Source organism: Bradyrhizobium sp. CCBAU 45321 (assembly GCF_028128975.1).
GTDB classification, from domain to species: Bacteria; Pseudomonadota; Alphaproteobacteria; order Rhizobiales; family Xanthobacteraceae; genus Bradyrhizobium; species Bradyrhizobium yuanmingense.
The window spans coordinates 207,151-232,441 of the sequence record NZ_LFKZ01000015.1; the positions used below are offsets into that span (position 1 = coordinate 207,151).

Consider the following 25,291-nt stretch of genomic DNA (forward strand, 5'->3'; position numbering starts at 1 on the left):
GTGCCTGATGGCCGGGCTGTCGATGGACTGCGCCGCATTCGCCAAGTCCAACGAGACGGCCGCGGAGACCAAGGATCCCGCCAAGCCGGCAGCCAAGGACGCCGCGAATGGCCCGACCAAAGGATCAACCAAGGAAACGGCGAAGGATACGGCCAAGGGAACCGGCAAGGACGCCGCGAAGGCCGCAAGCAAGGGTACGCCTGGCACCCCCGCCAAGGACGCCGCGAAGAAGCCGGACGCCGGCAAGAACGCCAGCAAGGAACCGGCGAAGGACAAGCCCAAAGACAAACCCAAGCCTGCGGCCACCGCTCCCGTTGCCACGGCACCTGCTTCCGCGCCAAAGGCAGCGCCGACTGCGAGCGGCGCGCCGCCCAAGGCAGCCCCCGCCCCGGCCGTGACTGCCACCGTCAAACCGACTGCGCCGGCCCCGGCCAGACCGGCCGCAGCTCCCATACTGGCGCCTGCAACCCGCCAGCATGCAGCGCCGCGCAAGCCGGTCATCCCGGCCGCCGTCGCTGCGACGTCATCGACGTCGCAGGCTGACAAGGACACCCTGGAGAGCGTCATCGAGCTCGTGCGCAAGCGCAAGGCCGCCGACGCCACCAATGCCGCGGCCGGCATCTCCGATCCGGTCGCGCGAAAGCTCGCCGAATGGATCATCCTGCGCAGCGAGGACAACGGCGCGACCGTGGAACGCTATCGCGCCTTCCTCTCAGCCAATCCGAGCTGGCCGTCGCAGACCTTCCTGCGCCGGCGCCTCGAGGCCGCGATGTGGGACGACAGGCGCGACGAGGCCGTCGCGTGGTCGTGGTTCGAGAACGAATCGCCAATCTCCGCCAAGGGTCGCTTCACGCTCGCCAGGGCGATGCTGGCGCGCGGCGACCGCGCCAATGCCGAGCGGCTGGTGCGCGACGCCTGGCGCGCCGATCCGATGTCGGAGGACACTGAGAACAACGCGCTCGACCAGTTCGGCGCCCTGCTCACGCCGGGCGATCAGAAAGCGCGGATGGACAACCTGCTCTACGGCAGCGAGAACGAGGCGGCGCTACGCGCCGCCAAGCGTCTCGGCGCCGGCTATGTCGCGCTCGCCAAGGCCCGCATCGCCGCGGTCAAGAAGGCGCCGAACGCGCGGGCGCTGCTCGATGCCGTTCCGCGCGAGCTGCACGGCGATCCCGGCTTCGTCTTCAGCAAGATCCAGCTGCTGCGTCGCGAAGAGAAGTTCACTGAAGCCGCCCAGCTGATGCTGTCCGCGCCGAAGGATCCGGGTCGCCTCCACAATCTCGATGAATGGTGGATCGAGCGGCGCCTCCTGGCGCGCAAGATGATCGACACCGAGGAATTCCGTAGCGCCTATCTGATCGCGCGCGACGCCGCCCTGCCCTCGCGCGACATCTACAAGACCGAGCAGGAGTTTACCGCCGGCTGGATCGCGCTGCGCTTCCTCAACGATCCCGCGACAGCCGCGCAGCATTTCGCCCGCATCGGGGTCGGCAGCGTCAATCCGACCGCGCTGGCGCGTGCCGGCTATTGGCAGGGCCGCGCTGCCGAGGCGATGGGCCGCCAGCAGGAGGCACGCAATGCCTATGCGCGGGCGGCCGAGCAATCGACCAGCTATTACGGCCAGCTCGCGCGCGCAAAGCTCGGCCTGCCGCAGATCGAGCTCAACAGCCAGCCGCGCGGTCGCGGCGCCGAGCGGCTCGAGATCGTGCGCGCCGCGCAACTGCTCTACGAGCTGGACGAGCGCGAGTTTGCGATACCGCTGCTCGCCGACATGGGCGAGAACGGCGATCCCGAGGCGCTCGCCGGCCTCGGCGAGCTCACCCAGCGCTACAGCGACGCGCGCGGCATGCTGCTGCTCGGCAAGGCCGCGCTCAACCGCGGCCTGCCGTTCGACTTCTACGCCTACCCCGTCAACGGCATTCCTCAGTTCACGCCGATCGGCCCCGAGGTCGAGCGCAGCATCATCTATGCGATTGCGCGGCAGGAGAGCGCGTTCAACCCGTCGGTGGTCTCGCCGGCGCAGGCCTACGGGCTGATGCAGGTGACGCCGGATGCCGCCCGCTACGTCTGCAAGCGCCACGGCGCAACCTACGACCTGGGGCGGCTGAAGAACGACTCCGTCTACAACGCCACGCTCGGCTCGGCCGAGCTCGGCGGACTGCTCGAGGATTATCGCGGCTCCTACATCATGACGTTCGCCGCCTACAATGCCGGCCGCGGCAGCGTGAAGAAGTGGGTCGAGCGTTACGGCGATCCGCGCGACCCCAAGGTCGACGCGGTCGACTGGGTCGAGCTGATTCCGTTCTCCGAGACGCGCAACTATGTGCAGCGGATCATGGAGAACCTTCAAGTCTACCGCGCCCGTTTCGGCGGCGGCACCCGCTTGCAGATCGAAGCCGATCTGCGCCGCGGCGCCGTCAGCGTGCAGTAACGGCCGTCGATGGCCCGATAGAATCAGAGCCTGGTTGCTGGGCAGGGCTCGGCAGGATTCGTCGACGGCACCAGCGATCTGACATAGGGTTGGAACAAGCGTTTCGTTCCCACGCTCCGGTTGGCTTATACCTCAACTGCCAGTTTTCCACTTGCAGCCAGTGCATGGCGGCGGCGTCGGGCACAATCGATGCCTGCGGTCCCAACCCGACCTATGCCTTCAAGGAGTGGAAGGTCCAACATGGTGACCTGCCGCTCTCGTCGAGGGCGCCGCTCGCCCGCGAATGCGAAGCGCCTCAAGCACGGGATCCGATTCTCACCTCATCCTGTCGGGGGCGGACCGGCCGTGAGGCGGGCGGACCGGGCGGGCCGAAGTCGGCTGGGACCAATATGGGTTCGCAAGGCACATCGCGGGCAATCCCATCGCAGAAGCCTTGCAATCCTCCCAGGACCGGTAGCTGCAGTAGATCCGGTTGCTGCCGCCCCACTCCCATTGCTGGAGGCACACCGGATAATTGGGGTTCAAGGGTTCGGCAGCTGCCGGTGCGAACACGGCCGTAACCCCGGCGACCATTGATGTCACGGCCAGCACGCTCAGCATCCGTCCCCAGCTCGTCGAAATGGTCATGGTCAGAAGCTCCCTTACCGCGGTCTCGAACGATCTGCCTTTTAGGTGCCCGCTTCATGACCCGCAAAGAAAAACCCCGGCAGTTTCCTGCCGGGGTTCTTCGATCAACCTAGGGTCGATCTTAGAAGTTGCGCTGAGCGCGCAGGAGCATCTGGAGGTTACCCTGATCCTTCAGCTCGTAGGTCGCTGCGGGCTTGGCAACAGCCAGGTTGGCCGTGTTGGCGCCCGTGACGACGCCAGAGTGCTTCTGGTCGAGCCAGACGTAGCTCACGTCAGCCGTGAAGGCGAGACCCTTGACCGGAGTCCAGACCAAGTTGCCACCGACAACCGCGAGGTTGAAGTCGGGGTTACAGGTCGAGCCAGCGACGGGGGCCAGAGCAGCAGCGAAGTTGGCGCAGATCAGAGCCTTGCTCGCATCGCCATAGCGGAGCGATGCATAAGCACCGTAGATGCCCGACGACCAGTTCGGGGACCAGTTGTGGGTATAACCACCGCGGAAGCCCCAGGTCTTGACGGTCTCGATCCCGGTACCGGAACCAAACACGCCATCAGCAATACCGGCGAAGCCGACGCTCTGATAGGCAATGCCGCTGCCGCCGTAGATGAAGATGGTCTGCGGGAACAGGCTCTGGAAGTTGTACCGCGAAGCACCGTCGGTGTAGACCGCCTGCAAGTTGATCGAGTCGCCCGCACCGGTCGGGATGTTCTTGATCGACAACGCACCCTGAACCGCCCAGCCCCACTTGTCCGACGGATGACCAGTGGGCTCCGTCGTACCGTAATAAGCCGAATGGAGTTCGTGCGCCGCCGCCGAGATCTGGAACAGACCCCAGGCCTGATCGACACGAACCTGACCGACGATGTCGGGCATGCGCGTGCCACCCCAATCGTTGACACCGTAGATGCCCTGGATGAAGGCAGCGCCCGCAGCTGCGGTCGTGGCGAAGCCACCAACTGCACCCGCAACGCCCGTCACGCTTGCGTTCCAAAGGTTCGACTGGCCGCCAGCGGCGGTCGTCATATCCTGCAACGCGACCGAACCCGTGATGCCCTGGCCGAAATCAGCCGTGTAGGCGACTTGGTTCACACCGGTGACGTTGTTGCTGCCGCCCGGAAGGAAGTCGGGACCGCCAGCCGGATAGCTCTGCCACGGTGCGTCGAAGATCGAGACGGTGCGGCCGAAGGTGAAACCAGCGAACTGGATGAACGCATGGTAGAGGCCGAGCGAAGCCGAACCGACCGAGAAGGCAGATGGGGCGCTGCCGGTCACCGACGTGGCATCCCAGCTGAAAACCGTATCGGCGTAGGTGCGGACCACGCCGTACTCGGTTGCCGTGCGGGTATCGATGGTGAAGTCCAAACGAGCGCGGGTCTGGTAGTAGTTGTCCAGACGGTTGTTGGCGCCGCCGGGAGCGCCCTGGCCAATGCCGTAGTCGCTGTTCGTGTTAAACAGCATGTCGGCACGCAGATAGCCGCCGAACTTGATGCAGGTGTCGGTGCCCGGAATGTAGTAGAATCCAGCACCGTACAGGGAGCAGATCTTCACGTACTCGACCGCCTTGGCCTTCACGGGGAGATCGGCTGCCTGAGCTCCGCCCACGGCGATCAGACCCGCCGCTGAGCCGAGCAAAAGGCTCTTAACCAACTTCATGTTAAACCTCCAAGTTGCTCTTCAGGGAAGGTCACTGACCGGACGGCCAATTCCCCAACCCCCTCTAAATCACCGCTTTCGGCCCCTTCGCGTCTTCGGACACACCCGCATGAACGCGAGGGACTTAAGCGAATGACCTAAACGGGACGACCTCGGGATGCCCCCCTCCGTCGCTCAGTCACAATTACCGAACGTCCTTGCACACACAACAAGAGAACGCTCCAAAACGGGCCGTTGCAGCGTGTTTTCCAACGGGTGTTGCACAAATAACACGCAGATGTGATCAAACCGCTCTCATAACGCGTTGTTTACATTGAGGTTTTCGGAGCGGTTCCAAATGCCATCAAAGTTCCGCACATGAGGCGCCGCGCGCGAGAGCTCGGCTTGAGCCAGCTTTGAGGCGCTCGAATCGTGGAATCAGAAGGAGACTCAATGGGCAGGCATCGACCTGCCTCCCCGCCGCAATCTGACGAAGCAGGTCCCTGCAATGCCTCGGCCGCCCGGGTCGCGCGCTCTATCCCTCTCTATATGGAGATATGGAGGTTGCGGGGCGGGACGACCGGGCCGGACAGCTCGGCGAAGCAGGATCTGGAGGTGCTCGTCCTTTCTTTGCACCTTTGAATTTCCTCGCAAATTCAGCGCCATGCCCTCGTTCGAGCGCAAACCCGTCTCGTTTCGCAAATCACTGGGAATATTCGAGCGAAAACACGCGCTTCCAAATTGACCAGCCCGAGCAAATAGATGCATAAGGCTCGCACCGGAGAGGTGGCCGAGTGGCTGAAGGCAACGCTTTGCTAAAGCGTCATACGGTCTCAAGCTGTATCGAGGGTTCGAATCCCTCCCTCTCCGCCACCCCAGAATCCCGGAAGCAGAATCAAGGTCTCTGCGCGCGTCCAGCGGAAGGCGAAGGGCGACGCCGGCACGAAAGTTCCGCAGAAGGATGAGGGCGGCGAGCCCCCCGATTCGCGCGCTCCTTATATATGTGAGCCCCCACCCAAAATGCCGGATCGCCAGACCCGCCAATGCGAGGGCGCTATCAGCACGGCCTCGTCGGCCCAAACATTGAACCAGATGCCGCTCTTGCGCCGGCATGGAAAGGACCATGGCACAATTCCTGTTTGGTGCAGACGCCCGAGCTCCAGGTCGCACTCGTCGGGAGCGATCTGAATCGGCAGCCATCGTCTATTCGTAGCCTGGTTGCTCATGCCGTCGGTTTCTAGGCGGCGGCGTGACGGAGAAACTTCACGGCACCGGGCCTGCCCGTGCGAAACAAGCGCAGGCGGCGCGGCCGTTGTTCTCGCGGGCAAAGGTGACTAGAGTTTTTGCACCATTTCGCCCGAGCACAGACCCCCCTACGTCGGGTCGAGAAACCCATCGCATGTCGCAACAAGGCCGCAACAAGGGAGCCTCGGCCCCCTCCTCAATCCATCCGTCAGCTATTCTGGACCAGGCAATTGCGGCGCACCGTTCGGGCAATCTGTCGGAAGCGGAACGGGCCTACACGACCATCCTGAAGGGGAGCAGAACGCATGCCGTCGCGCTCCATATGCTGGGGCTGTTGCACGCCCAGCGCGGCCATTTTGCGGACGCCGAGCCTTTGCTGAAGAAGGCTGCACGTGTCGACCCCGGCAATCCCGACGTTCTTTTCAACTATGCCAACGTGCTGCGCGCGCTGAACAAGCCGGACGATGCGCTCGTCTGGCTTGCGAAAGTAATCGCCCTGGCTCCGAACTTCGCGGACGCGCATCTCAATCGCGGAGCGATCCTCATTGCACGGCAGCAGCTTCGCGACGCCATAGCCGAGTTTGATCGCGCCATTGCGATCGCACCGTCGAGCGCCGCGTTCGCCAACCGAGGCAGCGCGTTGCATCAGCTTGCTCGACTCGAGGAAGCGCGTGACAGCTACGGCCGCGCCATCGAGCTTGCACCGGGCGACCCACAGAACCATTTCGCGTTATCTGAGGTTCTTGGCCAGCTGGGGCGAGACGACCAAGCGATCGTGGCTCTGGAACGAACGGTCGCACTTGATAAGACGTTCCCGTTTGCGCTGAGCAACCTCGTTGCTTTCAAGCGGAAGCGCGCCGACTGGAGCAGTTTCGAACGTGAACAGACCGCCATGGACGAGGCTGTCGAGGCGGGCGTTCCGATCGACCCCTTCGCCTTCTTTCATGTCTCCTCATCGCCTGCACGCCAATTGACCTGCGCGAAGGCCTATGTCGCCAAGGTGACCCCCGACGGCGGTGCCGCCAGGCCCGCAACGCCGAGTCCGGCGTCCCGGCTCCGGGTCGCGTACATGTCGGCCGATTTTCGCAGTCATGCCACCGCGTATTTGATGGCCGGAATCTTCGAGGCGCACGACCGCGAGCGCTTCGACGTCACCGCCATCTCCTGCGGGCCCGACGACGACAGCCAGATGCGCGACCGCCTGAGGGCCGCATTCGAACGTTTTGAAGATGTCGGCGATCTCGCCGACGAGGACGTCGTCAAGCTGATCGGCCAGCTCGAGATCGAGGTTCTCGTCGATCTCGGCGGCTTCACCGCCGGTGCGCGGCCGAAAATCATTGCACGCCGGCCGGCTCCTATCCAGGTCAGCTATCTCGGCTTTCCCGGCACGATGGGCGCCCCCTATGTCGACTATCTCATGGCCGACCGGATCGTCATCCCCGAAGCAGAGCAGCCTTATTACGCCGAGAAGGTGATCTATCTTCCCAATAGCTACCAGGCGACCGACGCGAAGCGACCGCTCCCGTCAAATCCACCGAGTCGGAGCCAGCTCGGACTGGCGGACGATGCGTTCGTCTACTGCGCGTTCAACAGAAGCCCCAAGATCACGCCGCCGTTGTTCGGCGTCTGGATGCGGCTGCTCGACAAGACCCCCGGAAGCGTCCTTTGGCTGCTCGATGGTGACCCGGTCGCCACCGAGAATCTGAAGCGCGAAGCCGTTGCGCGGGGGATCGCCGCCGAGAGAATCGTGTTCGCTCCGCGCGTCCCTGCTGAGGAGCATTTGGCGCGCCACCAGGTCGCCGATCTGTTCCTGGACACATTGCCCTACAACGCCCACACCGGGGCCAGCGACGCCCTCTGGGCTGGCCTGCCGGTCCTGACGTGCATTGGGACCGCCTTCGCCGGACGCGTTGCAGCCAGTCTCCTGAACGCCGTAGGCCTTCCCGAGCTGGTGACGCGATCGCTGGAGGAATATGAGGCTTTGGCGCTTCGGATCGCGCACGATTCCGAGCTTCGCGTCGCGCTCAGGAGCAAGCTGGCGGCGCGCCGGACCACTTGGCCGCTTTTCGATACTGTCCGCATGACGCGGGATATCGAAAAGGCATTCGACGAAATCTGGCGCAGGCATCGCGCCGGCGAAGCGCCGGCCTCGTTTGCCGTGCAAACCTTACTATGAAGCCGCCGCGGCGCGATGGCGCCGCACGGTCAAGGTCCGGTTCCGAAGCGACGTGACGCTCAGTGCGCGCAGACCCAGGCTCTCGCCTCACGCTGCGCGGCGGAGATCTCGGCGTCCGACATCTGGCCGGCGATTTCCTGGCGCAGCACCACGGCGTCCTTGCGGCCCTTCAGCGCGGCGAGATTGAACCATTTGTGCGCGGCGACGAGATCGACGATGCCGGAGCGGCCGCTCGCCCAATAGATCCCGCGCTCGAACAGCACGTCCGACAGCGCGCTCGCATCGACCGGCGTCGCCGTCTCCAGATCGAAAGTACCCTGAAACATCACGCATCCCCTTTGTTCTTATGCCGCCTCGTCCCCCGAGCGCGGCTCCCGTCCAACCTCTGATGTGCATGACCCGTCCCGGGATCGTGCACTGTTCAACTCTTCCCCATCGCCGTTTGCCGGCTTGTTGGAAGCGATGATGGCGGGCAAATTTGAATGGCAGTTTAAGCATCGCGATGAAGCAGACGTAAACGCGGGCGGGCGCCTCCTCTGCCGAGAATTCAAGAAGTCCTTGATTCGCAGGCGCTTCTGTCATTCGTCAGATTCGGTTTACCCTGGGATTTCAGGACATCGATAACCATCGCGCGCGGTGGCGCAGGTCATGTGGCTGCTTTTCTTGTCGTCATCCGCGCCCCGGCTTCGCCTAGGCATTCGGTCTCTGGCCGTCCAAGTTCGGCGAAGGCGGCAGGCGGGTGATCCAGTATCCAGCCGCCGCAATCGTTCCACGACAAGCCGCGCGTGCTGGATCGGCCCGTCGGAGCCGGGCGGCGACACCGCAGGGCGAAACGGCGCGCGATCACGCCACAGGCCGCCTTGCCTCTCCAAGCCAAGCGATCAAGCTGGCATGACAGAAGCGCGCTCGGACGCGACGCGGTCAAATCAACGATGTGAGGGAGAGGAATGCCGGCAATGCCCCGGCTTCAAGGGAACGAGGGCGTCGGCGAACACGTCAGGACCAGATTCCACTTTGGCCCGAAGGCCTGTCGTGAAATTGCGGAGCCCGTTTGAGGAGAACCGCACCGAACGAAGAAAACTCGTTTCTTCTGCCGGACCGCGAAATAGAACGGTCCGACCGTTGACCTGATGTCTCGCCGACACCCTCTATCGTCGACCAGAACCTCTAGGAGGCGCTGATGACGTGCCGGCTATCTGGAGCCGGCAACTTCAGAAGCGAAGTTACTTCTTCTTCTTCGCGACCTTGCGGGTCTTCTTCGCAGTCTTCTTCACTGCGCTCTTCGCCTTCTTCGCCTTCTTCGCTTTCTTGGCCATGTTGCCCTCCGATGTGTGAGATGGCTTTAATCGCTGCGTGCACTCGGGGATCGAATGCACTCATCCCGAATACACCAACACGAAGAAAAAAACAGCTTCTCGCTTAAAGAAGTGTTGACGCAGCAAGGCGCGTGCGCTTGGCGAGCGCGACGCAGGCGCTTCGTACGACGCGCACTTGCGATCATGCAGAGCGCTCGCATCGTCGACGCTCACGAACGATGCGACTGCACGAAAACACTATGCAGCAAGTATTTTTTCGCATGCACGCATCGTGCGCGATCGATGCGACGATGCGCGTCGACCACCGCGCGGTCGCCTCGCGCAAGCGCTTCGCGGACTCTGAGTCGCGACTTTTGGCAACGAAAATATTTTCATGCTTAACGGCGCGGGCGCTCGCCGGAGCGCGTCCAAGCCGCCGTTTCCGGCGAATCGCGCGGCGGCGATTCGCCCCACCGCATCGCCATCGATCGGATGGAGTTTGCCGTTCGCGGATGCGCGCGAGCGTCGCAGCGACAACCGAAAGCGAGGTGACGAGACGTGTCCGTCACCTCGTTCGAACGTGAGGCTTAGACGCCGAGCTTGGACTTGAGCAGGTCGTTGACGCTCTGCGGGTTGGCCTTGCCGCCGGATGCCTTCATCACCTGGCCGACGAACCAGCCGAGCGATTGCGGCTTGTCCTTCACCTGCGCCGCCTTGTCGGGATTGGCCGCGATGATGTCGTCGACCACCTTTTCGATCGCCGAGAGATCCGTGACCTGCTTCATGCCGCGGCTTTCGACCAGCGCGCGGGGATCGCCGCCCTCCTGCCAGACGATCTCGAACAGATCCTTGGCGATCTTGCCCGAGATCGTGCCCTCGCCGATCAGGTCGACGATCGCAGCCAGCTGCGCGGCATTGACGGGCGAGGCCGTAATATCCCGGCCTTCCTTGTTGAGGCGGCCGAACAGCTCGTTGATCACCCAGTTCGCCGCCATCTTGCCGTCGCGGGCGCGACTAGCGAGCTTGTCGAGCACCGTCTCGTAGAACAGCGCGCTCTCGCGCTCGGCGACCAGCACGCTCGCATCATAGGCCGAGAGGCCGAAATCGGCGACGAAGCGCGCCTTCTTCTGGTCCGGCAGCTCCGGCAGCTTCGCCTTCAGCGCGTCGACGAAGTCCTGGCCGAACTCCAGCGGCAACAGGTCGGGGTCGGGGAAGTAACGATAATCGTGCGCCTCCTCCTTCGACCGCATCGAGCGCGTCTCGCCCTTGTTGGGATCGAACCGGCGCGTTTCCTGCTCGATCTCGCCCCCGTCCTCCAGGATCTCGATCTGGCGCCGCGCTTCATACTCGATCGCCTGGCCGATGAAGGCGATCGAGTTCATGTTCTTGATCTCGCAGCGGGTGCCGAGCGGCGCGCCGGGCCTGCGCACGGACACGTTGACGTCGGCGCGCAAGGATCCCTTCTCCATGTCACCGTCGCAGGTGCCGAGGTAGCGCATGATCGAGCGCAGCTTGGTCACATAGGCCTTGGCCTGCTCGGCGTCGCGGATGTCAGGCTTCGAGACAATTTCCATCAGCGCCACGCCACAGCGGTTGAAATCGATGTAGGACAGCGACGGCGAACGGTCGTGCAGCATCTTGCCGGGATCCTGTTCCAGATGCAGCCGCTCGATACCGATGGTGGCCGTCTTGCCGCCATCGAGATCGATGATCACCTCACCCTCGCCCACGATGGGCGATTTGTACTGGCTGATCTGGTAGCCCTGCGGCAGGTCCGGATAGAAATAGTTCTTGCGGTCGAACACCGAGCGCAGGTTGATCTGCGCGTTGAGGCCGAGCCCGGTCCGGACAGCCTGCCTGACGCATTCCTCGTTGATGACCGGCAGCATGCCCGGCATCGCGACGTCGACCAGCGACACTTGGCTGTTCGGCTCGCCGCCGAAGGCGGTGGACGCGCCTGAGAACAGTTTGGCGTTCGAGGTCACCTGGGCATGGATCTCCATGCCGATGACCATCTCCCAGTCACCGGTTGAGCCCTTGAGAAGCTTGTGCGTGGCCGTGCTCATGTCCTGCTCCCGAGCAGCGTGGCAGCGATCCGCTCCCACTCCGCTTCCAATGAATCCTTTGCCGCCGGCTGACCGGCCTGGCGATACCAATAGCCGGCATTGCCGAGATCGCCTTCGACACGGTGCAAATAGGCGTGCACCCAGGCGGCCTCGCGGCTGCTCTCGTCCTGAACGATCGTGTGCGCGCGGTCCCAGTCGCCCTTCGCCGCCCACCAGAGGCCGGCGAGCGGCGCGTTCAGGTCCGGCGCGGGCGCCGCGCCGCCGAGGCTCGCGATGAAATCAGCGACATTCACCACCACCTCGCGGGCGTGAAGCGGCCGGCGGCCTGCTCGATCACCTCGCCGAGCGAGAACAGCGTCTCCTCATCGAACGGACGGCCGATCAGTTGCAGCCCGAGCGGCAGGCCCTGCGCGTCCTTGCCGGCGGGCACCGCGATGCCGGGCAGGCCCGCCATGTTCACGGTCACCGTGAAGATGTCGTTGAGATACATCTCGACCGGGTCGGCGCCGCCCTTCTCGCCGATGCCGAAGGCCGCCGACGGCGTCGCCGGGGTGAGGATGGCGTCGACGCCCTTGGCGAAGCAGTCCTCAAAATCCTTCTTGATCAGCGTGCGCACCTTCTGCGCGCGCAGGTAATAGGCGTCGTAATAGCCGGCCGAGAGCACGTAGGTGCCGATCATGACGCGGCGGCGCACCTCTGCGCCAAAGCCTTCGGCGCGGGTGTTTTCGTAGAGCTCGGTGATGTTCTTACCCTGCTCGCGCAGGCCGTAGCGTACGCCGTCATAGCGCGCGAGATTCGACGAAGCCTCCGCCGGCGCCACGATGTAATAGGCCGGCAGCGCGTATTTGGTGTGCGGCAGCGACACCTCGACGAGCTCGGCGCCCGCCGCTTTCAGCCACGCCGCGCCCGCTTCCCAAAGCTTCTCGATCTCGGCCGGCATGCCGTCGAGGCGATACTCCCGGGGGATGCCGATCTTCATGCCCTTCACGGATTTGCCGATCGCCGCCTCGTAATTCGGTACGGGGATATCGACCGACGTCGTGTCCTTGGGATCGTGGCCCGCCATCGAGCGGAGCAGCATCGCGGCATCGCGTACGCTGCGCGCGATCGGACCCGCCTGGTCCAGCGAGGAGGCAAAGGCGACGATGCCCCAGCGCGAGCAGCGGCCATAGGTCGGCTTGATGCCGACGGTCGCGGTGAACGCGGCCGGCTGGCGGATCGAGCCGCCGGTATCGGTCGCGGTCGCGCCCATGCAGAGCAGCGCCGCCACGGCCGAGGCCGAGCCGCCGGACGAGCCGCCCGGCACCAGCGTCGTGTTGCTGCCCTCGCGCCGCCAGGGATTGCCGACGGGGCCGAAGCACGAGGTCTCGTTGGCCGAGCCCATCGCGAACTCGTCATTGTTGAGCTTGCCGAGCATCACCGCGCCGTCGCGCCAGAGCTGCGAGGTGACGGTGGACTCATAGGTCGGCACGAAATTGCCGAGGATCTTCGAGCACGCCGTGGTGCGCACGCCCTTGGTCGCGAACAGATCCTTGATGCCGAGCGGGATGCCGGCGAGCGGGCCGCCCTCATCCCTGGCGATCTTCTCGTCCGCCGCCTTGGCCATGTCGCGCGCCTGGTCCGGCGTCTCCATCACGAAGGCATTGAGCACGCGCGCAGCTTCGATCGCGGACAGATGCGCATCCGTGAGCTCGAGCGACGTGAAAGTTTTTGCCGCGAGACCCTTGCGGGCCTCGGCGAGCGTCAGCGATGTCAAATCGGTCATTTATTGATCGGGCTGCAGAAGAACGGAGACAGGGTCTTGTCGTCGGCCGGGTCGTCCTTTTTGGCGGCGGCTTTCGCGGCCGCCTCGAGCTCGTCGAGCACGGCATTGACGGCGACATTGGGGTCGGCAGCCTTGCCCTGCCGTTCCATCTTGTCGAGGTAATTCATGTAGGCCTGATAGGCCTTCTCATCGTCGCAAAGCAGGCACATCGGACCTAACCTGTTTATTCAACGACCTTCGGCACCAAGAAGAAGTGACCTTCGGTCGCGGGCGCGTTGGCAACGATATCGTCGGCGATCTCGCCGTCATCGACCACGTCCTGCCGCTTCTTCATCTGCATCGGGGTGACCGAGGTCATCGGCTCCACGCCCTCAACATTGACCTCCGAGAGCTGCTCGACGAAAGCGAGCATGGTGTTGAGCTCGCCCTGCAGATGCGGAACCTCGTCCTCGGAAACCGCAATGCGCGCCAGATGCGCGATGCGGCGGACGGTAGCGGCGTCGACGGACATTATATAAGGCCTCTTACGGCAAAACCTATGTGCCGTATAGCAGAGGCCGGTTTTGCGCCGCAACCGGCGCTTCCCCCTATCCGGCGAGGGCCTTCATGCGCCCCAGCGCCGATTTGGCGAGGTCCCGGGTCAATTCGGCGGCGGGAAGCTCGCGGCCCAGCGCAACGGCCTGCCCTGCCCAGAGATTGGTGAAATCCACCCTGCCCTGCTTTTCGGCAGCCGCCTTCAGCGGCCCCAACGCCGTCGCGGCGTGGGGAAATGGCGGCGCATCCGGCGAGATCGGGCCGGCCTCGCGCATCAGCCGGTTCTGCATCCCCCGCGCAGGCCGGCCGGTCATGACATTGGTGATCACGGTGGAATCGTCCCGCGCCTCAGCGAGCGCCTTGCGGCCGGCCGCGCTGAGCTTGGATTCCGGGCAGCGCAGATAGGCGCTGCCGATCTGCACGCCGGCGGCACCGAGCGCGAACGCCGCGGCAATGCCGCGCCCGTCGGCGATACCGCCCGCCGCGATCACCGGCACCTTCACGGCATCGACGACCTGCGGCACTAACGCAAACGTGCCAGGCTGCTCGGCGATCTTGTCGGTCAGGAACATGCCGCGATGGCCACCCGCTTCCGCTCCTTGCGCGATCACGGCGTCGACGCCGCGCTCTTCCAGCCAGACCGCCTCTTTCACTGTGGTGGCAGACGAGATGACGAGGCAACCCGCCGCCTTGACGCGCCTCAGCAGCGCTTGCTCCGGTAGGCCGAAATGGAAGCTGACGACCTCCGGCTTCAGCTCCTCGACCACCTCGCAGAACGCCGCATCGAATGGCGCGCGGTTCGCAGCCGCGATCGGCGCGGAGGGATCGAGACCGTGCTCGGAATAGTATTCCGCGAGCCGCTGCTTCCACCGCGCCTCGGCTTCGCGCGTCAGATCGACCGGCGTATGGCAGAAGAAATTCATGTTCACCGGCGCCTTGACGCGCTGGCGGATGAGACCAACTTGCTCGCGCGCCTTCTCCGGCGAGATCATCGCACAAGGCAGCGACCCCAGCGCCCCGCCCTGCGCCGCCGCAATCACCAGCTCCGCATCCATCACGCCAGCCATCGGCGCCAGCACGATCGGGAATTCGGTCTTGAAGAGATCGATCAGTCGACGGTCAGGCCACATGGTTGTTCTCTCGTTCTTTCTTACCCTCCCTTGGAGGTTGGGGAGGGTCGGTTCGCATGTAGCGGAAGCGGGGTGGGGTGATCTCTCAACACGGGTACCGCCTCAATGGAGAGACTGTCACCCCACCCCGCTCGCGCTTCGCGCGATCGACCCTCCCCCTCCAGGGGGAGGGTAGGAAGTCTACGCCGCTGCCACCGCCGAGTTTCTCCGCCCGGCGATCAACTGCTCCGCCTCCGCCGCAATCCGCTCGACGATCTCCGCCGCCGGTGGGATATCATGAATCAACCCAACCGCCTCGCCGGCGATCACGGCCGCGACATCGAAATTGCCCGCCGCTCTTGCTGCCGCATACTCGGAAGCGACTGCGGCAACATTCTGCATCAGCTCGACCTCGCGGCCGATCCAGCGCTTGGCATGATCGTTGACCAGGCAGCGCCCGGTAAACGGCGCCGGCCAGACATTGTTGCGGGAGAGATCGAAGAGGATGCCGCGCACAGTCGAACCCGCGTTCGCCACGCAGATGCGGCGCTTGGCCTCCTCCGCACCGTCGGCCTCCTGACTAGCATAGAAGCGCGTGCCGAGCAGCACGCCGCTCGCGCCCAGCATCATCATGGCCGCGAGGCCGCGCCCATCCGCGATGCCGCCAGCCGCCACCACTGGAACGCGCCCCGCGACGAGATCGACGATGGCGGGCACGAGATCGACAGTGGTGCGCGAAGCGCCATGACCGCCCGCCTCCGTGCCTTGCGCGATCAGGATGTCAGCACCGGCATCGAGCGCCTGCCGCGCCATCGCTTCGTCCTGAATCTGGCAGATCAGACGCGTGCCGGCGGCCTTGATCTTGGGCGCGAACGGCGCGGGATCGCCGAACGACAACATGATCGCGTCTGGTTTCGCAGCGAGCGCGACATCGAGAAGCTCGGGCCGCTTGGCGAGGCTCCAGGTGATGAAGCCGATCCCGAACGGTGCACTGAGGTCGGCGAGCTTCGCCGTCTCCTGCTCCAGCCAGACCCGCTCGCCATAGCCGCCGCCAAGAATGCCGAACCCGCCGGCGCGGCTCACCGCCGCGACCAGACGGCTGCCGGCAATCACATCCATCGGCGCCAACAGGATCGGATGCTCGATTCCCAGCAGCGTGGTCAGCGACGTCGTCATCGGCATGGCTCCTCCCCGATCTGGACAGCGAGACTAGGCGCGACTAGCATTCTCGAAAATTGAATTGTTGCGAACGCTGCCATCTCAAAAGCGAAACGACACCATGGAACTCAGCGATATCAAGACCTTCGCCGCGGTCGCCCGCACCGGCGGCATCACCCGCGCCGCCGAGGAGCTCAACACCGTGCAGTCGAACGTCACCCAGCGCGTGAAGGCGCTGGAGGCGGAGATCGGCACGCCGCTGTTCGAGCGGCACTCGCGCGGCATGACGCTGACCGGCGCCGGCAAGCGCCTCCTCCCCTATGCGCAAAAAATGGCGGCGCTGTCGCGCGAAGCCTTGCTCGCCGCGCGTGACGATGGCGAGCCGAAAGGACCGCTCGCGATCGGCTCGATGGAGACCACGGCAGCCGTGCGATTACCGCCGCTGCTCGCCGATTTCCACCGCCGCTTCCCTGCCGTGCGCCTTTCCTTGCGCACCGCGCCGACCGCCGACCTCGTCGCGAGCGTGCTCGACGGTACGCTCGACGGCGCCTTCGTCGCCGGACCCATCGCGCATGACGACCTCTCCACGACGAGCGCGTTCGGCGAAGAGCTGGTGCTGGTCAGCGCGCGCCGCTGGGCCTCGCTCGCCGAGCTGCGCGCCGGCACGTCGGAGTCGGGTCCGACCGCGCTGGTGTTCCGCACCGGCTGCACCTATCGCCAGCGGCTCGAACAGATTTTCGTCGAATTCGGCTGGCCGTCGGCGGCGCGCTTCGAGCTCGGCACGCTCGACGGCATGATCGGCTGCGTCGCCGCCGACATGGGCGTGACGCTGCTGCCGCGCGCCGTCGTGGAACGCAGCGCGATGAACGGCGCCGTCGCCGTCCACACGCTGAGCCCGTCACATGCCCGTGTCGAAACACTCTTCATCCAGCGCCGCGCCGGACATCAATACAGCGCGCTGAGCGGTTTTGCCGATTGCCTGAAGAAGGACGAGGACGTCATCGCGGCATGACGGAGCGCCAACGTTCCACGCCACGAAATTCGTCACAAATCCATCGCGTTTGAATCGATCCGCGCTGCGTGCCGCCATCGCAGCGCAGCACTTCGAAAAGCTTTGAAGCCCCCGCTTCTTCTACGTTAGGATGAGTGACTGGCCAGCGCGAAACCATAAACGAAGCCAAACACCGGCAGAAACATCGGGAGGACTATTGATGCGCAATACGCTCGTGTTGTGCTGCGTCGCTGCGTTGTCGGCGATTTCAGGAACCGCAAGTGCACAGGACTGGACCAAATCGAAATGGGGGCCGAACGACGAGATCGGCGCCGCCAACTACATGACGCCCGAGCTCGTGGTGAAGGCGGCATCGCTGGTGAAGACCGGCAAGACCTACGCCCTCGGCATCCCCGTCACGCCGCAGACGCCCGCCTACCCGCCGCGCACCTTCAAGCTCACCATCGTGCAGCCCGGACAGGCCGGCACCCCGGGTCTCGGTCCGAACAAGGCCACTTACAACGATGACATCCTCGACAGCTGGGTCGGCATCGGCAGTCAGCTCGACGGGCTCGGCCATCTCGGCGTCGAGCACGTCTACTACAACGGCAACAAGCTGGCCGATTTCGCCGATCCCAATGGCTTGAAGAAGCTCGGCATCGAGAAGGTGCCGCCGATGGTCGCCCGCGGCGTGCTGCTCGACATGGCCGCCTATTTCAAGACCGACGTGGTGAAGGAAGGCACCGCCTTCAACGTCAAGGAGATCGAGGAAGCCGCCAAGCAGCAGAACGTCGAGATCCGCCAGGGCGATGTCGTCATCTTCCACACCGGCTGGCTCAGCCTGATCGGCAAGGACGACAAGCGCTACTCGGCCGGCGAGCCCGGCCTTGGCGTCGAAGGCGCGAAGTACCTCGCCGGCAAGGGCGTCGTCGCGGTCGGCGCCGACACCTGGGGGCTCGAGGTGCTTCCGTTCGAAGGCAAGACCGTGTTCGAGGTCCACCAGATTCTGCTCGCGATGAACGGGACCTATATCCTCGAGAACATGGACACCGCCGCGCTCGCCCGGGACAAGGGCTACGAATTCCTGTTCGTGCTGGGCCAGCCGCGCTGGACCGGCGCCGTGCAGGCCATGATCAACCCGATCGCGATCCGCTGACGCCACACGCGCGTCCGTCGAAAGAAGCCGGGTGAGGTCTTGCAGTGTCTCGATAGAGCGCACCGCTGCCCTCACCCGAACGTCGCGTCGGTTTCACTGCTTGGCGAAACAAGCGCTCCTCAGAGTCGAATGTCCTCGTAGGACTCGATCCGCCGCGGACCGACCGAGGTCGCCTCGTGCGAATCCGCATCAGTGAGATTGCCGAAATCCAGCTTGGTCAACCTCGTCAGGTCCGCGATCGAGACCTGGAAGACGCTGACATCCTCCTCGGACATCCGCTCGCGCAGATCCGCCTCCTGGATGCGATCGATCTCCATGACCTGCTTTCGCTGGCTCATCAGGAAGGCCGCCGCCTTGAGAGCATCGTCATCCTCGTTGCGTCGGATCAGGATCTTCCAAAAATATTTCGGGATTTGGACGCCGCCGAAGCTTGGATCCTTGTGCGGCCGCCCGGCCGGATTGGGCAGATCGGATCCATCGGCGTCGGGCCCGTCGAACACCGGACCGTTCATGACGATGCCCTTCTCCTCGCCTTCGAGCAGGACATCGCGTGTATAATCCTCCAATCCCGCCCACAGCTGCTTGCCCTGGTTGAACGAGAAGAATTGCGGCGAGCAATTGGTGAAATGGAAAGAATCGTCGCCATGCTGCTTGGCGGCGGCGACGGTCTCGCCCCACGTCGCATCCAGGCGGCGCACGAGATGACCGCGGTCGAACGGATTCTTGCTACGATCCGCCTCGAAAGTGGCCTGCTTGCGGTAGAACTCGTCACCGATCTGGGCATCGTCGTCGATGCGCGGATCGCGCAGCCAGGAATCACCCTCGCGCTTGCCGACGTCCTGCTGCTTGCCGCCGTCGATGTTGACGCAGCTGAAGAAGGCGAGCCGGCGCTCCTTGTTCATGACAACGCTGTAGTTGAAATATTTCAGCTCGGATTGCCTGGAGCTTCCCTTGAGCATCGCGATCCTGGGCTTGAGCGAGGCCGGAATCTTCGGCAAGGGCACCGAGAATCTGCCGGTGCCAAGGAAGTTCGCCTTGTATCCGGGACGCGATTTCAGCGTGCTCTGATCGATGTGCACGGCCTCCATCGGGAGGCCGTTCCTCGCGCTGATGTAAGGCAACAGGCCGGTCGGCGGAGCAATCAATGGCGTGCCGCCGTTCCGCTTGCCGCCGTTCGTGCCGCCGTTCGGCGTCCGGCCATTGCCATGACCTCCCGCCGGGCTCGGTAGCGGCGGCGTTGGAGCGAGAGGAATCTCCTTCCTGAACATCGGCAGCGGAACGCGGATCGGGACCACCAGAGACGTGCCGTCGACGGATTGCTCGACCCAGACATTGGCGCCGTACGGAGTTGCGTCAATCGGGGGCCGCAAGGCTCGCTCGATCTCGGGCCGGCCTGGCGGGTCCATCTCGTCCAGCACAGGCCTGATCAGAGGGTGAGAGCCGACGGCCACCTTCAGATCGGCGACGATCGCGCTGATCCGAATGCCTTCATTGGCGATCCAGTCGATCGAGGATTCGTCCATCGACGGCTTCCACACCTTGCCGTCCTTGGTCAGGATGCGACCCTGCGCATTCTTCCGGGGAACACCGCTGTGGTGCAGCGCAACCACCTGCCAGAAGCGGTTGAACGCCGGCGACCCTGACGATCCGGCCGTCGTGTCGGTATTGTACCAGAGGAAGTCACCGACATATTTGAGCAGCTTGTTCTCGCGGACGCAGACCTGCTTCATCTGCCCGCTGGGATGCTGGATGATGGTGAGATACTCGCCCGGATCTGCCTTGCCGGGCGCGTCACTGAGCGGCAGCCATCCCCAATCCTCGAGTTCCTCGTGGCCTGACAGCGAGGTCGGCGCCACCGCGACGACCGAGAAATCCAGCCGGTCATTGGTGTAGAAGAATCTGCCCGGCTCGAATCCGAACCTCACCGGCACACGCTCTTGTCCCGAAGCGTCCAGTTCGTAGTTGAAATCGGCGATCGAATGGGCTGCGTCGGAGGGCCGGCCGAAGACATGATGATTGGTCAGCAGCAGACCGGGCCCGATCAGAAAGCCGGAGCCATAGCCGAGCAGATTCGACTTGGCATCCCTGAGTTGGATACGGCAGACCGAGCGCGAGGCTGCGGTCCCCTTGGCAAGATAATTGATGCTGTCGAGATCATTGCCCTGGATGATCCGCTCCAGGCCAATTTCGGCCTTCTCCACGTCCCGCGTCTCGGCCAGCAGCTGGCGCTGGCGCAGACGCATCTTTTCGACCGACATGTCGATCGGACCGTCGCCCAATTTCCGGTTCAAGGCTTCGGGTGAGAACTCGGCTTGCTTGAATCGCCGTTCTGAGCCCGCGATCAGGCTTGGCTTGATGAGCATCATGACCTCTCAAATGATTGGCGAATATTGGACGTCGTCGGCGCCCCCAAAAAAATTGGCGCCAAGTTGCAGCGGCGGGCCGGACTGCCGGTCGCAGCCGATCGTTCCCGAAATCGGGGGCATGCACCCAATACTACTTTAGACCTGTAACTCTATTGCCACGCAACCACGCGGCATCATGCCATGGCCTGCAGCATCACCAGTGTGAGATTTCCCACATTTGATCGATACAGCCGTGCATCACGAATTCGCGCGCTGCTTGCGGCCCTCTGGCGATCTACGGCTTCAGGTACCAGCGCCGCAATGCCACGACGGCCCAGATCGCCTCGACGAGGCCGAACGGCCAGGCGCCTTGCAGGAAGCCATACGCGGAACCGAGCGCGCAGGACGCCGCGAACAGCAGCACGAACCAGTGGCTGCGATCCTCCAGGGCATAGCAGACCAGCATCGCCGTCACGGCAAACAGGCCGAATAGTGTCAGTGCATCCATGGTTATCAGTTCACCCCGCAGCGCAACGCGTGATATGCGCTAAAGCCATGCCGGCTCCTATCCTGCCTCTCATCGATGCTGCAACCCACTGGCCCGCGCGCGGCGCGCTGGTCGGGCTCGACTTGGGGACCAAGACCATTGGCGTTGCCGTATCCGATCCGGACCGGCGGCTGGCGACCGGCGTCGAGACGATCCAGCGCAAGCAGTTCAAGCAGGATGCCGCCAGGCTGCTGGCCATCGCCACGGAGCGCAAGGCGGTCGGCTTCGTGCTCGGCCTGCCCATCAACATGGACGGCAGCGAAGGTCCACGCGCGCAATCGACCCGCGCCTTCGCGCGAAATCTGGCCGGATTGACCGCGCTGCCCATCGGTCTCTGGGACGAACGCCTTTCGACGGCGGCGGTCGAGCGTGAGCTGATCGGCATGGACGTCAGCCGCGCCAAGCGCGCCGAGGTGATCGACGAGCACGCCGCGATCTTCATCCTGCAAGGCGCGCTCGATCGCCTGGCAAACCTGCGCACCGGACCCGGCTGATCCCATGGCCGTCGTCGTCGCGGCGCTGCTGCCGGTCTTCATCCTCATCGTGCTCGGCGTCGTGCTGAAGCGCAGCCTGATGCGGCTGGACACGCAATGGCACGGGTTGGAGCAGCTGACCTATTTCGTGCTGTTTCCGATGCTGCTGATCCAGACCCTGGTCAAGGCGGACCTCACGAAAGTTCCGGTCGCCGGCGTCGGCGGCGCGCTGCTGCTGTCGGCGCTGGCGATGTCGCTGCTCTGCCTCGCATTGCGCCCGGCTCTGTCCCGGCTCGACATCGACGGCCCCGCCTTCACGTCGATCTTCCAGGGTGCGACGCGCTGGCAGACCTTCGTTGCCCTGTCGATCGCCGCCAATCTGTTCGGCGATGTCGGGCTGGCGCTCGCCTCCGTGGCGATGGTGGCGATCATCCCGCTCGTCAACGTGTTCAGCGTCTCGGTGCTCGCTCGTTACGCATCCCCGGAAAAGCAATCCGGCCGCGCCATCGTCATGACATTGGTGCGCAATCCCTTGATCTGGGCCTGCATCATCGGCCTTACTTTCAATGTCACCCACCTGCCGCTGCCAAGGCTCTGGCATGAGGTTGCAGACGCGCTCGGCAGTTCCTCCCTCGCCATCGGCCTGCTCGTCACAGGCGCGGGCCTGCATCTCGAAGGGCTCTTCCGTCCAAGCCTCGGCGCAGCCGTCGGCGTCGTTTTAAAGCTCTTGCTGATGCCCGCGCTCGCGATGGGGCTCGGTCTCTGGTTCGGGCTTTCCGGCAACAGCCTGGCGATCGTGGCGATCTGCTCGGCGGTGCCGACCTCGTCCAGCGCCTATGTCCTCGCCCGCCAGATGGGCGGCGACGCCCCGCTGCTGGCGCAGATCATCACGCTGCAGACGATCTTTGCAGCCATTACGATGCCGATCGCGATCGGGCTGGCGGCTTAGCACTCGTCATGACGAGCGCACCTCTCTCACCTCGTCATTGCGAGGAGCTCTTGCGACGAAGCAATCCAGACTGCCGCGGCGGAGAGATTCTGGATTGCTTCGCTGCGCTCGCAATGACGGAGTGTGGAGCTAGCTCCCCAGCCACATCGTCAGCACCACCGCGGTGAGATTGTTCAGCGCATGCAGCACGATCGTGAGCCACAGCGAGCCGGAGCGGTAGCGCATGTAGCCGAACCACAGGCCGATGGCGAAAACTTCGGCGAGGAAGTACATGTCGTACTGCAGATGGACGATTGTCCAGACCAGCGACGACAGCAGGATCGCGCCGGGCGCGCGAAGGAAGCTCGCCGACCAGCCACGGAAGAGGAAGCCTCGCGCCAGAACCTCTTCCGACATCGGCGCCGCCACTGCGAATGCGGCGAGCAGCAGCAGCGCGGCGCCCTTGTCGCGGCCCGTTTTCAACAGATCGGTCATGAAGCCCGGCGTCGCCTCGCGACCGAGCGCGCGCGACATCGTCTCCCAGAGCAGCACGATCAGGATGAGGCCGACGGCGCCGAACAGCAGTTGCTTCCAGGACGGCCAATGCAGCGCGAGATAATCGACGAACGAAGCTTTCTTGATGCGAATGGCGAGCCAGACCGCGGCCAGTGTCGCCGGCAAGCCCATGATGACCGAGAGCGCAAGCGTCTGGGGCTCGCGGCCGACGACCTGCAGCGAAGCGAGGTCCATGGGTAGACCACGCTGCGCCGCCAGCAGAAGGACGGCGCCGATCTGCCCGACGAACATCGCGACGAAGATGAAGAGGCCCCACAGCGCCGTGCCCCAGAACTTCCAGACGCGGGGGGTCGCCGGCGTCGCGGTCAACGGCGGATGATCGGGGTTGAGGGAGTCCATCAGCAGGCTTTCGTTGGAGAGCGCAAACTATCGAGCGATCGTCATGCCCGGGCTTGTCCCGGGCATCCACGTTCTTCTTGCCGCGCAGCAAGACGTGGATGGCCGGGTCAGGCCCGGCCATGACGCTGCGGAGAGACCGTGCCCAGTCACGGCAGCGCCCGCTCCAGCAGGGCGCGCACGTCGGCGCTGTCGAGTTCGACTGCGCCGTACATGCTGGCGTGATTGGTCGCAAGGCGCGTGGCCGCGAACAATTCGGCCTGGCGCGGCGACACGCCATTGAGCGCGGCCGTCGCGGCCAGCAATGACAGCTTCTCGACCGCAAGCCGCGCGACGCGCTCGCCGTCGGCGCGCCGAAACGTCTTGCCGATGAAGCTGGCCGCCTCGCCCGCCCCCGGCAGCCCCTTGGTCTCGGCCGCCAGCGCTTGCAGCACCACCGCCGCCGCCTCGCCCTCGCGCGAGAGCGCGCGGAGCACGTCGAGGCACATCACGTTGCCCGAGCCCTCCCAGATCGCGTTGACCGGCGACTCCCGATAATGGCGCGCCAGAATGCCGTCCTCGACATAACCGTTGCCGCCGAGGCACTCCATCGCCTCAAACAGGAACGGCGGCGCGCTCTTGCAGGACCAGTATTTGATCGCGGGCGTGAGCAGTCGCATATAAGCCGCCTCCGCCGCATCGTGCGGCGTGCGGTCGAAGGCACGGCAGAGCCGCATCACCAGCGCCGTGCTCGCCTCCACATGCAGCGCCATATCCGACAGCACGGCCTGCATCAGGGGCTGATCGGCCAGATGCTTCTGGAACACGCTGCGATGCCGGGCGTGGTGCAGCGCATGCGCAAGCCCCGAGCGCATCAGGCCGACGGAGGCGATCGCGCAATCCTGCCGCGTCAGCTGCACCATCTGGATGATGGTGCGGATGCCCTTGCCTTCCTCGCCGACCCTTTCGGCATAGGCGCCGACGAACTCGACCTCGGACGAGGCATTGGAGCGGTTGCCGAGCTTGTCCTTCAGCCGCTGGAACTGAACGGCGTTGACCGATCCGTCCGGCGCGAAGCGCGGCATGAAGAAACAGGTCAGCCCGCCATCCGCCTGCGCCAGCACCAGGAATGCATCGCACATCGGTGCCGACATGAACCATTTGTGCCCGGTGATGCGATAGCCGTCCCCGTCGCGCACCGCACGCGTCATGTTGGCGCGCACGTCGGTGCCGCCCTGCTTCTCGGTCATGCCCATTCCGAGGGTCATGCCGCGCTTCTGCCACCACGGCGCAAAGCTCGGATCGTAGCTCTTGGTCGACAGCACCGGCATCACCCGCGCGAGCAAGTCGGGCTGCATCGCCAGAGCACCGACGGAGGCGCGCGTCATCGTGATCGGACAAAGGTGGCCAGTCTCGACTTGCGCAGCCATGTAGAACTTTGCGGCGCGAATGACCTCGGCGCCATCGCCGGCCGGCTTGCCATCCGCGGTCCAGGTAGAATTGTGCACGCCGGCATGCGCACTGTGCGCCATCAGTTCGTGATAGGCGGGATGAAACTCGACCTGGTCGCGGCGATTGCCCTTGGCATCGAAGCTGCGCAGCTTCGGCGTGTTCTCGTTCGCCACGCGCCCGCGATCGGCCATCGCCGCCGAGCCCCAGTGCCTGCCGAACTCCGAGAGCTCACGCTCGGCCGCTGCGCCGCCATTGGCCCTGACCGCCTCGACCAACGGTCGGTCCACGGCGAAAAGATCAATGTCCTCGAATGGCGGCGACTGGTTGAAGACCTCGTGGGTCGCAAATGTGGGCTGGGTCATTTTGCTTCCATCGAATCTATCTCGGCTCGGGCGCACCTCTCCCATTGGGAGAGGTCGCGCCGGAGGCGCGGGTGAGGGGCTGCGCTCTATCGAGGGACCTGATCCCCTCA

At 64.5% G+C, this 25,291-nt stretch carries 20 protein-coding genes, 1 tRNA gene and 1 pseudogene; 8 read left to right on the plus strand and 14 right to left on the minus strand.

Translation table 11 applies throughout. From position 1 onward, the window contains the following. Positions 1-7: 7 nt before the first annotated feature. Entirely contained in the window at positions 8-2,431 is a 2,424-nt protein-coding gene (locus tag ACM43_RS03790; RefSeq protein WP_271538253.1) for a lytic transglycosylase domain-containing protein, read from the plus strand. A gap of 89 nt (positions 2,432-2,520) precedes the next feature. Continuing rightward, positions 2,521-2,646 (plus strand): annotated as a pseudogene (locus tag ACM43_RS38735) (DUF3551 domain-containing protein); the annotation flags it as partial. Positions 2,647-2,746: 100 nt separating this feature from the next. Here the strand turns inward: ACM43_RS38735 and ACM43_RS03795 are convergent. Together ACM43_RS03795 and ACM43_RS03800 are read right to left on the minus strand one after the other, a co-directional pair. Continuing rightward, positions 2,747-3,058, minus strand: coding sequence for a DUF3551 domain-containing protein (locus ACM43_RS03795; RefSeq protein WP_333919198.1), 312 nt, complete (start codon positions 3,056-3,058; stop codon positions 2,747-2,749). Positions 3,059-3,179: 121 nt separating this feature from the next. Further along, positions 3,180-4,709 carry a porin gene (locus ACM43_RS03800; protein ID WP_271538105.1) on the minus strand — a complete coding sequence of 510 codons (1,530 nt, stop codon included), beginning with the start codon at positions 4,707-4,709 and terminating at the stop codon, positions 3,180-3,182. A 759-nt stretch (positions 4,710-5,468) separates the two neighbouring features. Here ACM43_RS03800 and ACM43_RS03805 point away from each other — a divergent pair. Further along, a tRNA-Ser gene (locus ACM43_RS03805) sits at positions 5,469-5,561 on the plus strand. Between the two features lie 376 nt (positions 5,562-5,937). Further along, positions 5,938-8,109 (plus strand): O-linked N-acetylglucosamine transferase, SPINDLY family protein, encoded by a 2,172-nt coding sequence (locus tag ACM43_RS03810; protein ID WP_271538106.1) that lies wholly within the window; start codon positions 5,938-5,940, stop codon positions 8,107-8,109. A gap of 59 nt (positions 8,110-8,168) precedes the next feature. Here ACM43_RS03810 and ACM43_RS03815 read toward each other — a convergent pair whose 3' ends face one another. From ACM43_RS03815 to ACM43_RS03850, 8 genes are all read right to left on the minus strand, one after another. After that, entirely contained in the window at positions 8,169-8,435 is a 267-nt protein-coding gene (locus ACM43_RS03815; protein ID WP_157287348.1) for a hypothetical protein, read from the minus strand. 1,556 nt (positions 8,436-9,991) lie between these two features. Then, positions 9,992-11,470, minus strand: a complete 1,479-nt coding sequence (gene gatB / locus ACM43_RS03820) for an Asp-tRNA(Asn)/Glu-tRNA(Gln) amidotransferase subunit GatB (RefSeq protein ID WP_271538107.1) — start codon at positions 11,468-11,470, stop codon at positions 9,992-9,994. Next, positions 11,467-11,769 carry a hypothetical protein gene (locus tag ACM43_RS03825; protein WP_156447234.1) on the minus strand — a complete coding sequence of 101 codons (303 nt, stop codon included), beginning with the start codon at positions 11,767-11,769 and terminating at the stop codon, positions 11,467-11,469. The genes gatB and ACM43_RS03825 overlap by 4 nt, the downstream gene beginning before the upstream one ends. Continuing rightward, a complete protein-coding gene (gene gatA, locus ACM43_RS03830) occupies positions 11,760-13,235 on the minus strand; it encodes an Asp-tRNA(Asn)/Glu-tRNA(Gln) amidotransferase subunit GatA (RefSeq protein WP_271538108.1) in 1,476 nt (491 codons plus the stop codon). The genes ACM43_RS03825 and gatA overlap by 10 nt, the downstream gene beginning before the upstream one ends. Continuing rightward, complete coding sequence (locus ACM43_RS03835) at positions 13,232-13,444, minus strand: hypothetical protein (protein ID WP_109143519.1); 213 nt, start codon at positions 13,442-13,444, stop codon at positions 13,232-13,234. Before ACM43_RS03835 ends, gatA begins: the two co-directional genes overlap by 4 nt. Positions 13,445-13,458: 14 nt before the next feature. Further along, positions 13,459-13,746: an Asp-tRNA(Asn)/Glu-tRNA(Gln) amidotransferase subunit GatC gene (gene gatC, locus ACM43_RS03840; protein WP_157287346.1), complete on the minus strand. Its 288-nt coding sequence runs from the start codon at positions 13,744-13,746 to the stop codon at positions 13,459-13,461. A 76-nt stretch (positions 13,747-13,822) separates the two neighbouring features. Then, complete coding sequence (locus ACM43_RS03845) at positions 13,823-14,899, minus strand: NAD(P)H-dependent flavin oxidoreductase (RefSeq protein ID WP_271538111.1); 1,077 nt, start codon at positions 14,897-14,899, stop codon at positions 13,823-13,825. 180 nt (positions 14,900-15,079) lie between these two features. Then, positions 15,080-16,060 carry an NAD(P)H-dependent flavin oxidoreductase gene (locus ACM43_RS03850; protein WP_271538113.1) on the minus strand — a complete coding sequence of 327 codons (981 nt, stop codon included), beginning with the start codon at positions 16,058-16,060 and terminating at the stop codon, positions 15,080-15,082. 97 nt (positions 16,061-16,157) lie between these two features. Here ACM43_RS03850 and ACM43_RS03855 point away from each other — a divergent pair, with 97 nt between their 5' ends. Then, a complete protein-coding gene (locus ACM43_RS03855; protein ID WP_157287546.1) occupies positions 16,158-17,048 on the plus strand; it encodes a LysR family transcriptional regulator in 891 nt (296 codons plus the stop codon). A gap of 199 nt (positions 17,049-17,247) precedes the next feature. After that, entirely contained in the window at positions 17,248-18,183 is a 936-nt protein-coding gene (locus ACM43_RS03860; protein WP_036025535.1) for a cyclase family protein, read from the plus strand. A gap of 119 nt (positions 18,184-18,302) precedes the next feature. On the opposite strand, the gene ACM43_RS03865 is transcribed toward ACM43_RS03860, so the two are convergent. Together ACM43_RS03865 and ACM43_RS03870 are read right to left on the minus strand one after the other, a co-directional pair. Next, a complete protein-coding gene (locus ACM43_RS03865) occupies positions 18,303-20,549 on the minus strand; it encodes a DNA/RNA non-specific endonuclease (protein ID WP_271538116.1) in 2,247 nt (748 codons plus the stop codon). Between the two features lie 274 nt (positions 20,550-20,823). After that, entirely contained in the window at positions 20,824-21,036 is a 213-nt protein-coding gene (locus tag ACM43_RS03870) for a hypothetical protein (protein WP_157287544.1), read from the minus strand. Between the two features lie 47 nt (positions 21,037-21,083). Between ACM43_RS03870 and ruvX the strand changes: the two genes are divergently transcribed. Next, on the plus strand, positions 21,084-21,569 hold the full coding sequence (gene ruvX, locus ACM43_RS03875; protein WP_271538123.1) for a Holliday junction resolvase RuvX: 486 nt from the start codon (positions 21,084-21,086) through the stop codon (positions 21,567-21,569). A 4-nt stretch (positions 21,570-21,573) separates the two neighbouring features. After that, positions 21,574-22,497, plus strand: a complete 924-nt coding sequence (locus ACM43_RS03880) for an AEC family transporter (RefSeq protein WP_271538125.1) — start codon at positions 21,574-21,576, stop codon at positions 22,495-22,497. 129 nt (positions 22,498-22,626) lie between these two features. On the opposite strand, the gene ACM43_RS03885 is transcribed toward ACM43_RS03880, so the two are convergent. Beyond that, on the minus strand, positions 22,627-23,391 hold the full coding sequence (locus tag ACM43_RS03885) for a CPBP family intramembrane glutamic endopeptidase (RefSeq protein ID WP_271538127.1): 765 nt from the start codon (positions 23,389-23,391) through the stop codon (positions 22,627-22,629). Positions 23,392-23,537: 146 nt separating this feature from the next. Then, a complete protein-coding gene (locus ACM43_RS03890) occupies positions 23,538-25,181 on the minus strand; it encodes an acyl-CoA dehydrogenase family protein (RefSeq protein WP_271538129.1) in 1,644 nt (547 codons plus the stop codon). Positions 25,182-25,291 lie beyond the last annotated feature (110 nt).

What these genes read in the sequence shown, in the direction of transcription:
- ACM43_RS03790 (WP_271538253.1), top strand. Translation starts at nt 8, where the DNA reads ATGGCCGGGCTGTCGATGGACTGCGCCGCATTCGCCAAGTCCAACGAG.
- ACM43_RS03795 (WP_333919198.1), bottom strand. Translation starts at nt 3,058, where the DNA reads ATGACCATTTCGACGAGCTGGGGACGGATGCTGAGCGTGCTGGCCGTG.
- ACM43_RS03800 (WP_271538105.1), bottom strand. Translation starts at nt 4,709, where the DNA reads ATGAAGTTGGTTAAGAGCCTTTTGCTCGGCTCAGCGGCGGGTCTGATC.
- ACM43_RS03815 (WP_157287348.1), bottom strand. Translation starts at nt 8,435, where the DNA reads ATGTTTCAGGGTACTTTCGATCTGGAGACGGCGACGCCGGTCGATGCG.
- gatB (WP_271538107.1), bottom strand. Translation starts at nt 11,470, where the DNA reads ATGAGCACGGCCACGCACAAGCTTCTCAAGGGCTCAACCGGTGACTGG.
- gatA (WP_271538108.1), bottom strand. Translation starts at nt 13,235, where the DNA reads ATGACCGATTTGACATCGCTGACGCTCGCCGAGGCCCGCAAGGGTCTC.
- ACM43_RS03835 (WP_109143519.1), bottom strand. Translation starts at nt 13,444, where the DNA reads ATGTGCCTGCTTTGCGACGATGAGAAGGCCTATCAGGCCTACATGAAT.
- gatC (WP_157287346.1), bottom strand. Translation starts at nt 13,746, where the DNA reads ATGTCCGTCGACGCCGCTACCGTCCGCCGCATCGCGCATCTGGCGCGC.
- ACM43_RS03845 (WP_271538111.1), bottom strand. Translation starts at nt 14,899, where the DNA reads ATGTGGCCTGACCGTCGACTGATCGATCTCTTCAAGACCGAATTCCCG.
- ACM43_RS03850 (WP_271538113.1), bottom strand. Translation starts at nt 16,060, where the DNA reads ATGCCGATGACGACGTCGCTGACCACGCTGCTGGGAATCGAGCATCCG.
- ACM43_RS03855 (WP_157287546.1), top strand. Translation starts at nt 16,158, where the DNA reads ATGGAACTCAGCGATATCAAGACCTTCGCCGCGGTCGCCCGCACCGGC.
- ACM43_RS03860 (WP_036025535.1), top strand. Translation starts at nt 17,248, where the DNA reads ATGCGCAATACGCTCGTGTTGTGCTGCGTCGCTGCGTTGTCGGCGATT.
- ACM43_RS03865 (WP_271538116.1), bottom strand. Translation starts at nt 20,549, where the DNA reads ATGATGCTCATCAAGCCAAGCCTGATCGCGGGCTCAGAACGGCGATTC.
- ACM43_RS03870 (WP_157287544.1), bottom strand. Translation starts at nt 21,036, where the DNA reads ATGGATGCACTGACACTATTCGGCCTGTTTGCCGTGACGGCGATGCTG.
- ruvX (WP_271538123.1), top strand. Translation starts at nt 21,084, where the DNA reads ATGCCGGCTCCTATCCTGCCTCTCATCGATGCTGCAACCCACTGGCCC.
- ACM43_RS03880 (WP_271538125.1), top strand. Translation starts at nt 21,574, where the DNA reads ATGGCCGTCGTCGTCGCGGCGCTGCTGCCGGTCTTCATCCTCATCGTG.
- ACM43_RS03885 (WP_271538127.1), bottom strand. Translation starts at nt 23,391, where the DNA reads ATGGACTCCCTCAACCCCGATCATCCGCCGTTGACCGCGACGCCGGCG.
- ACM43_RS03890 (WP_271538129.1), bottom strand. Translation starts at nt 25,181, where the DNA reads ATGACCCAGCCCACATTTGCGACCCACGAGGTCTTCAACCAGTCGCCG.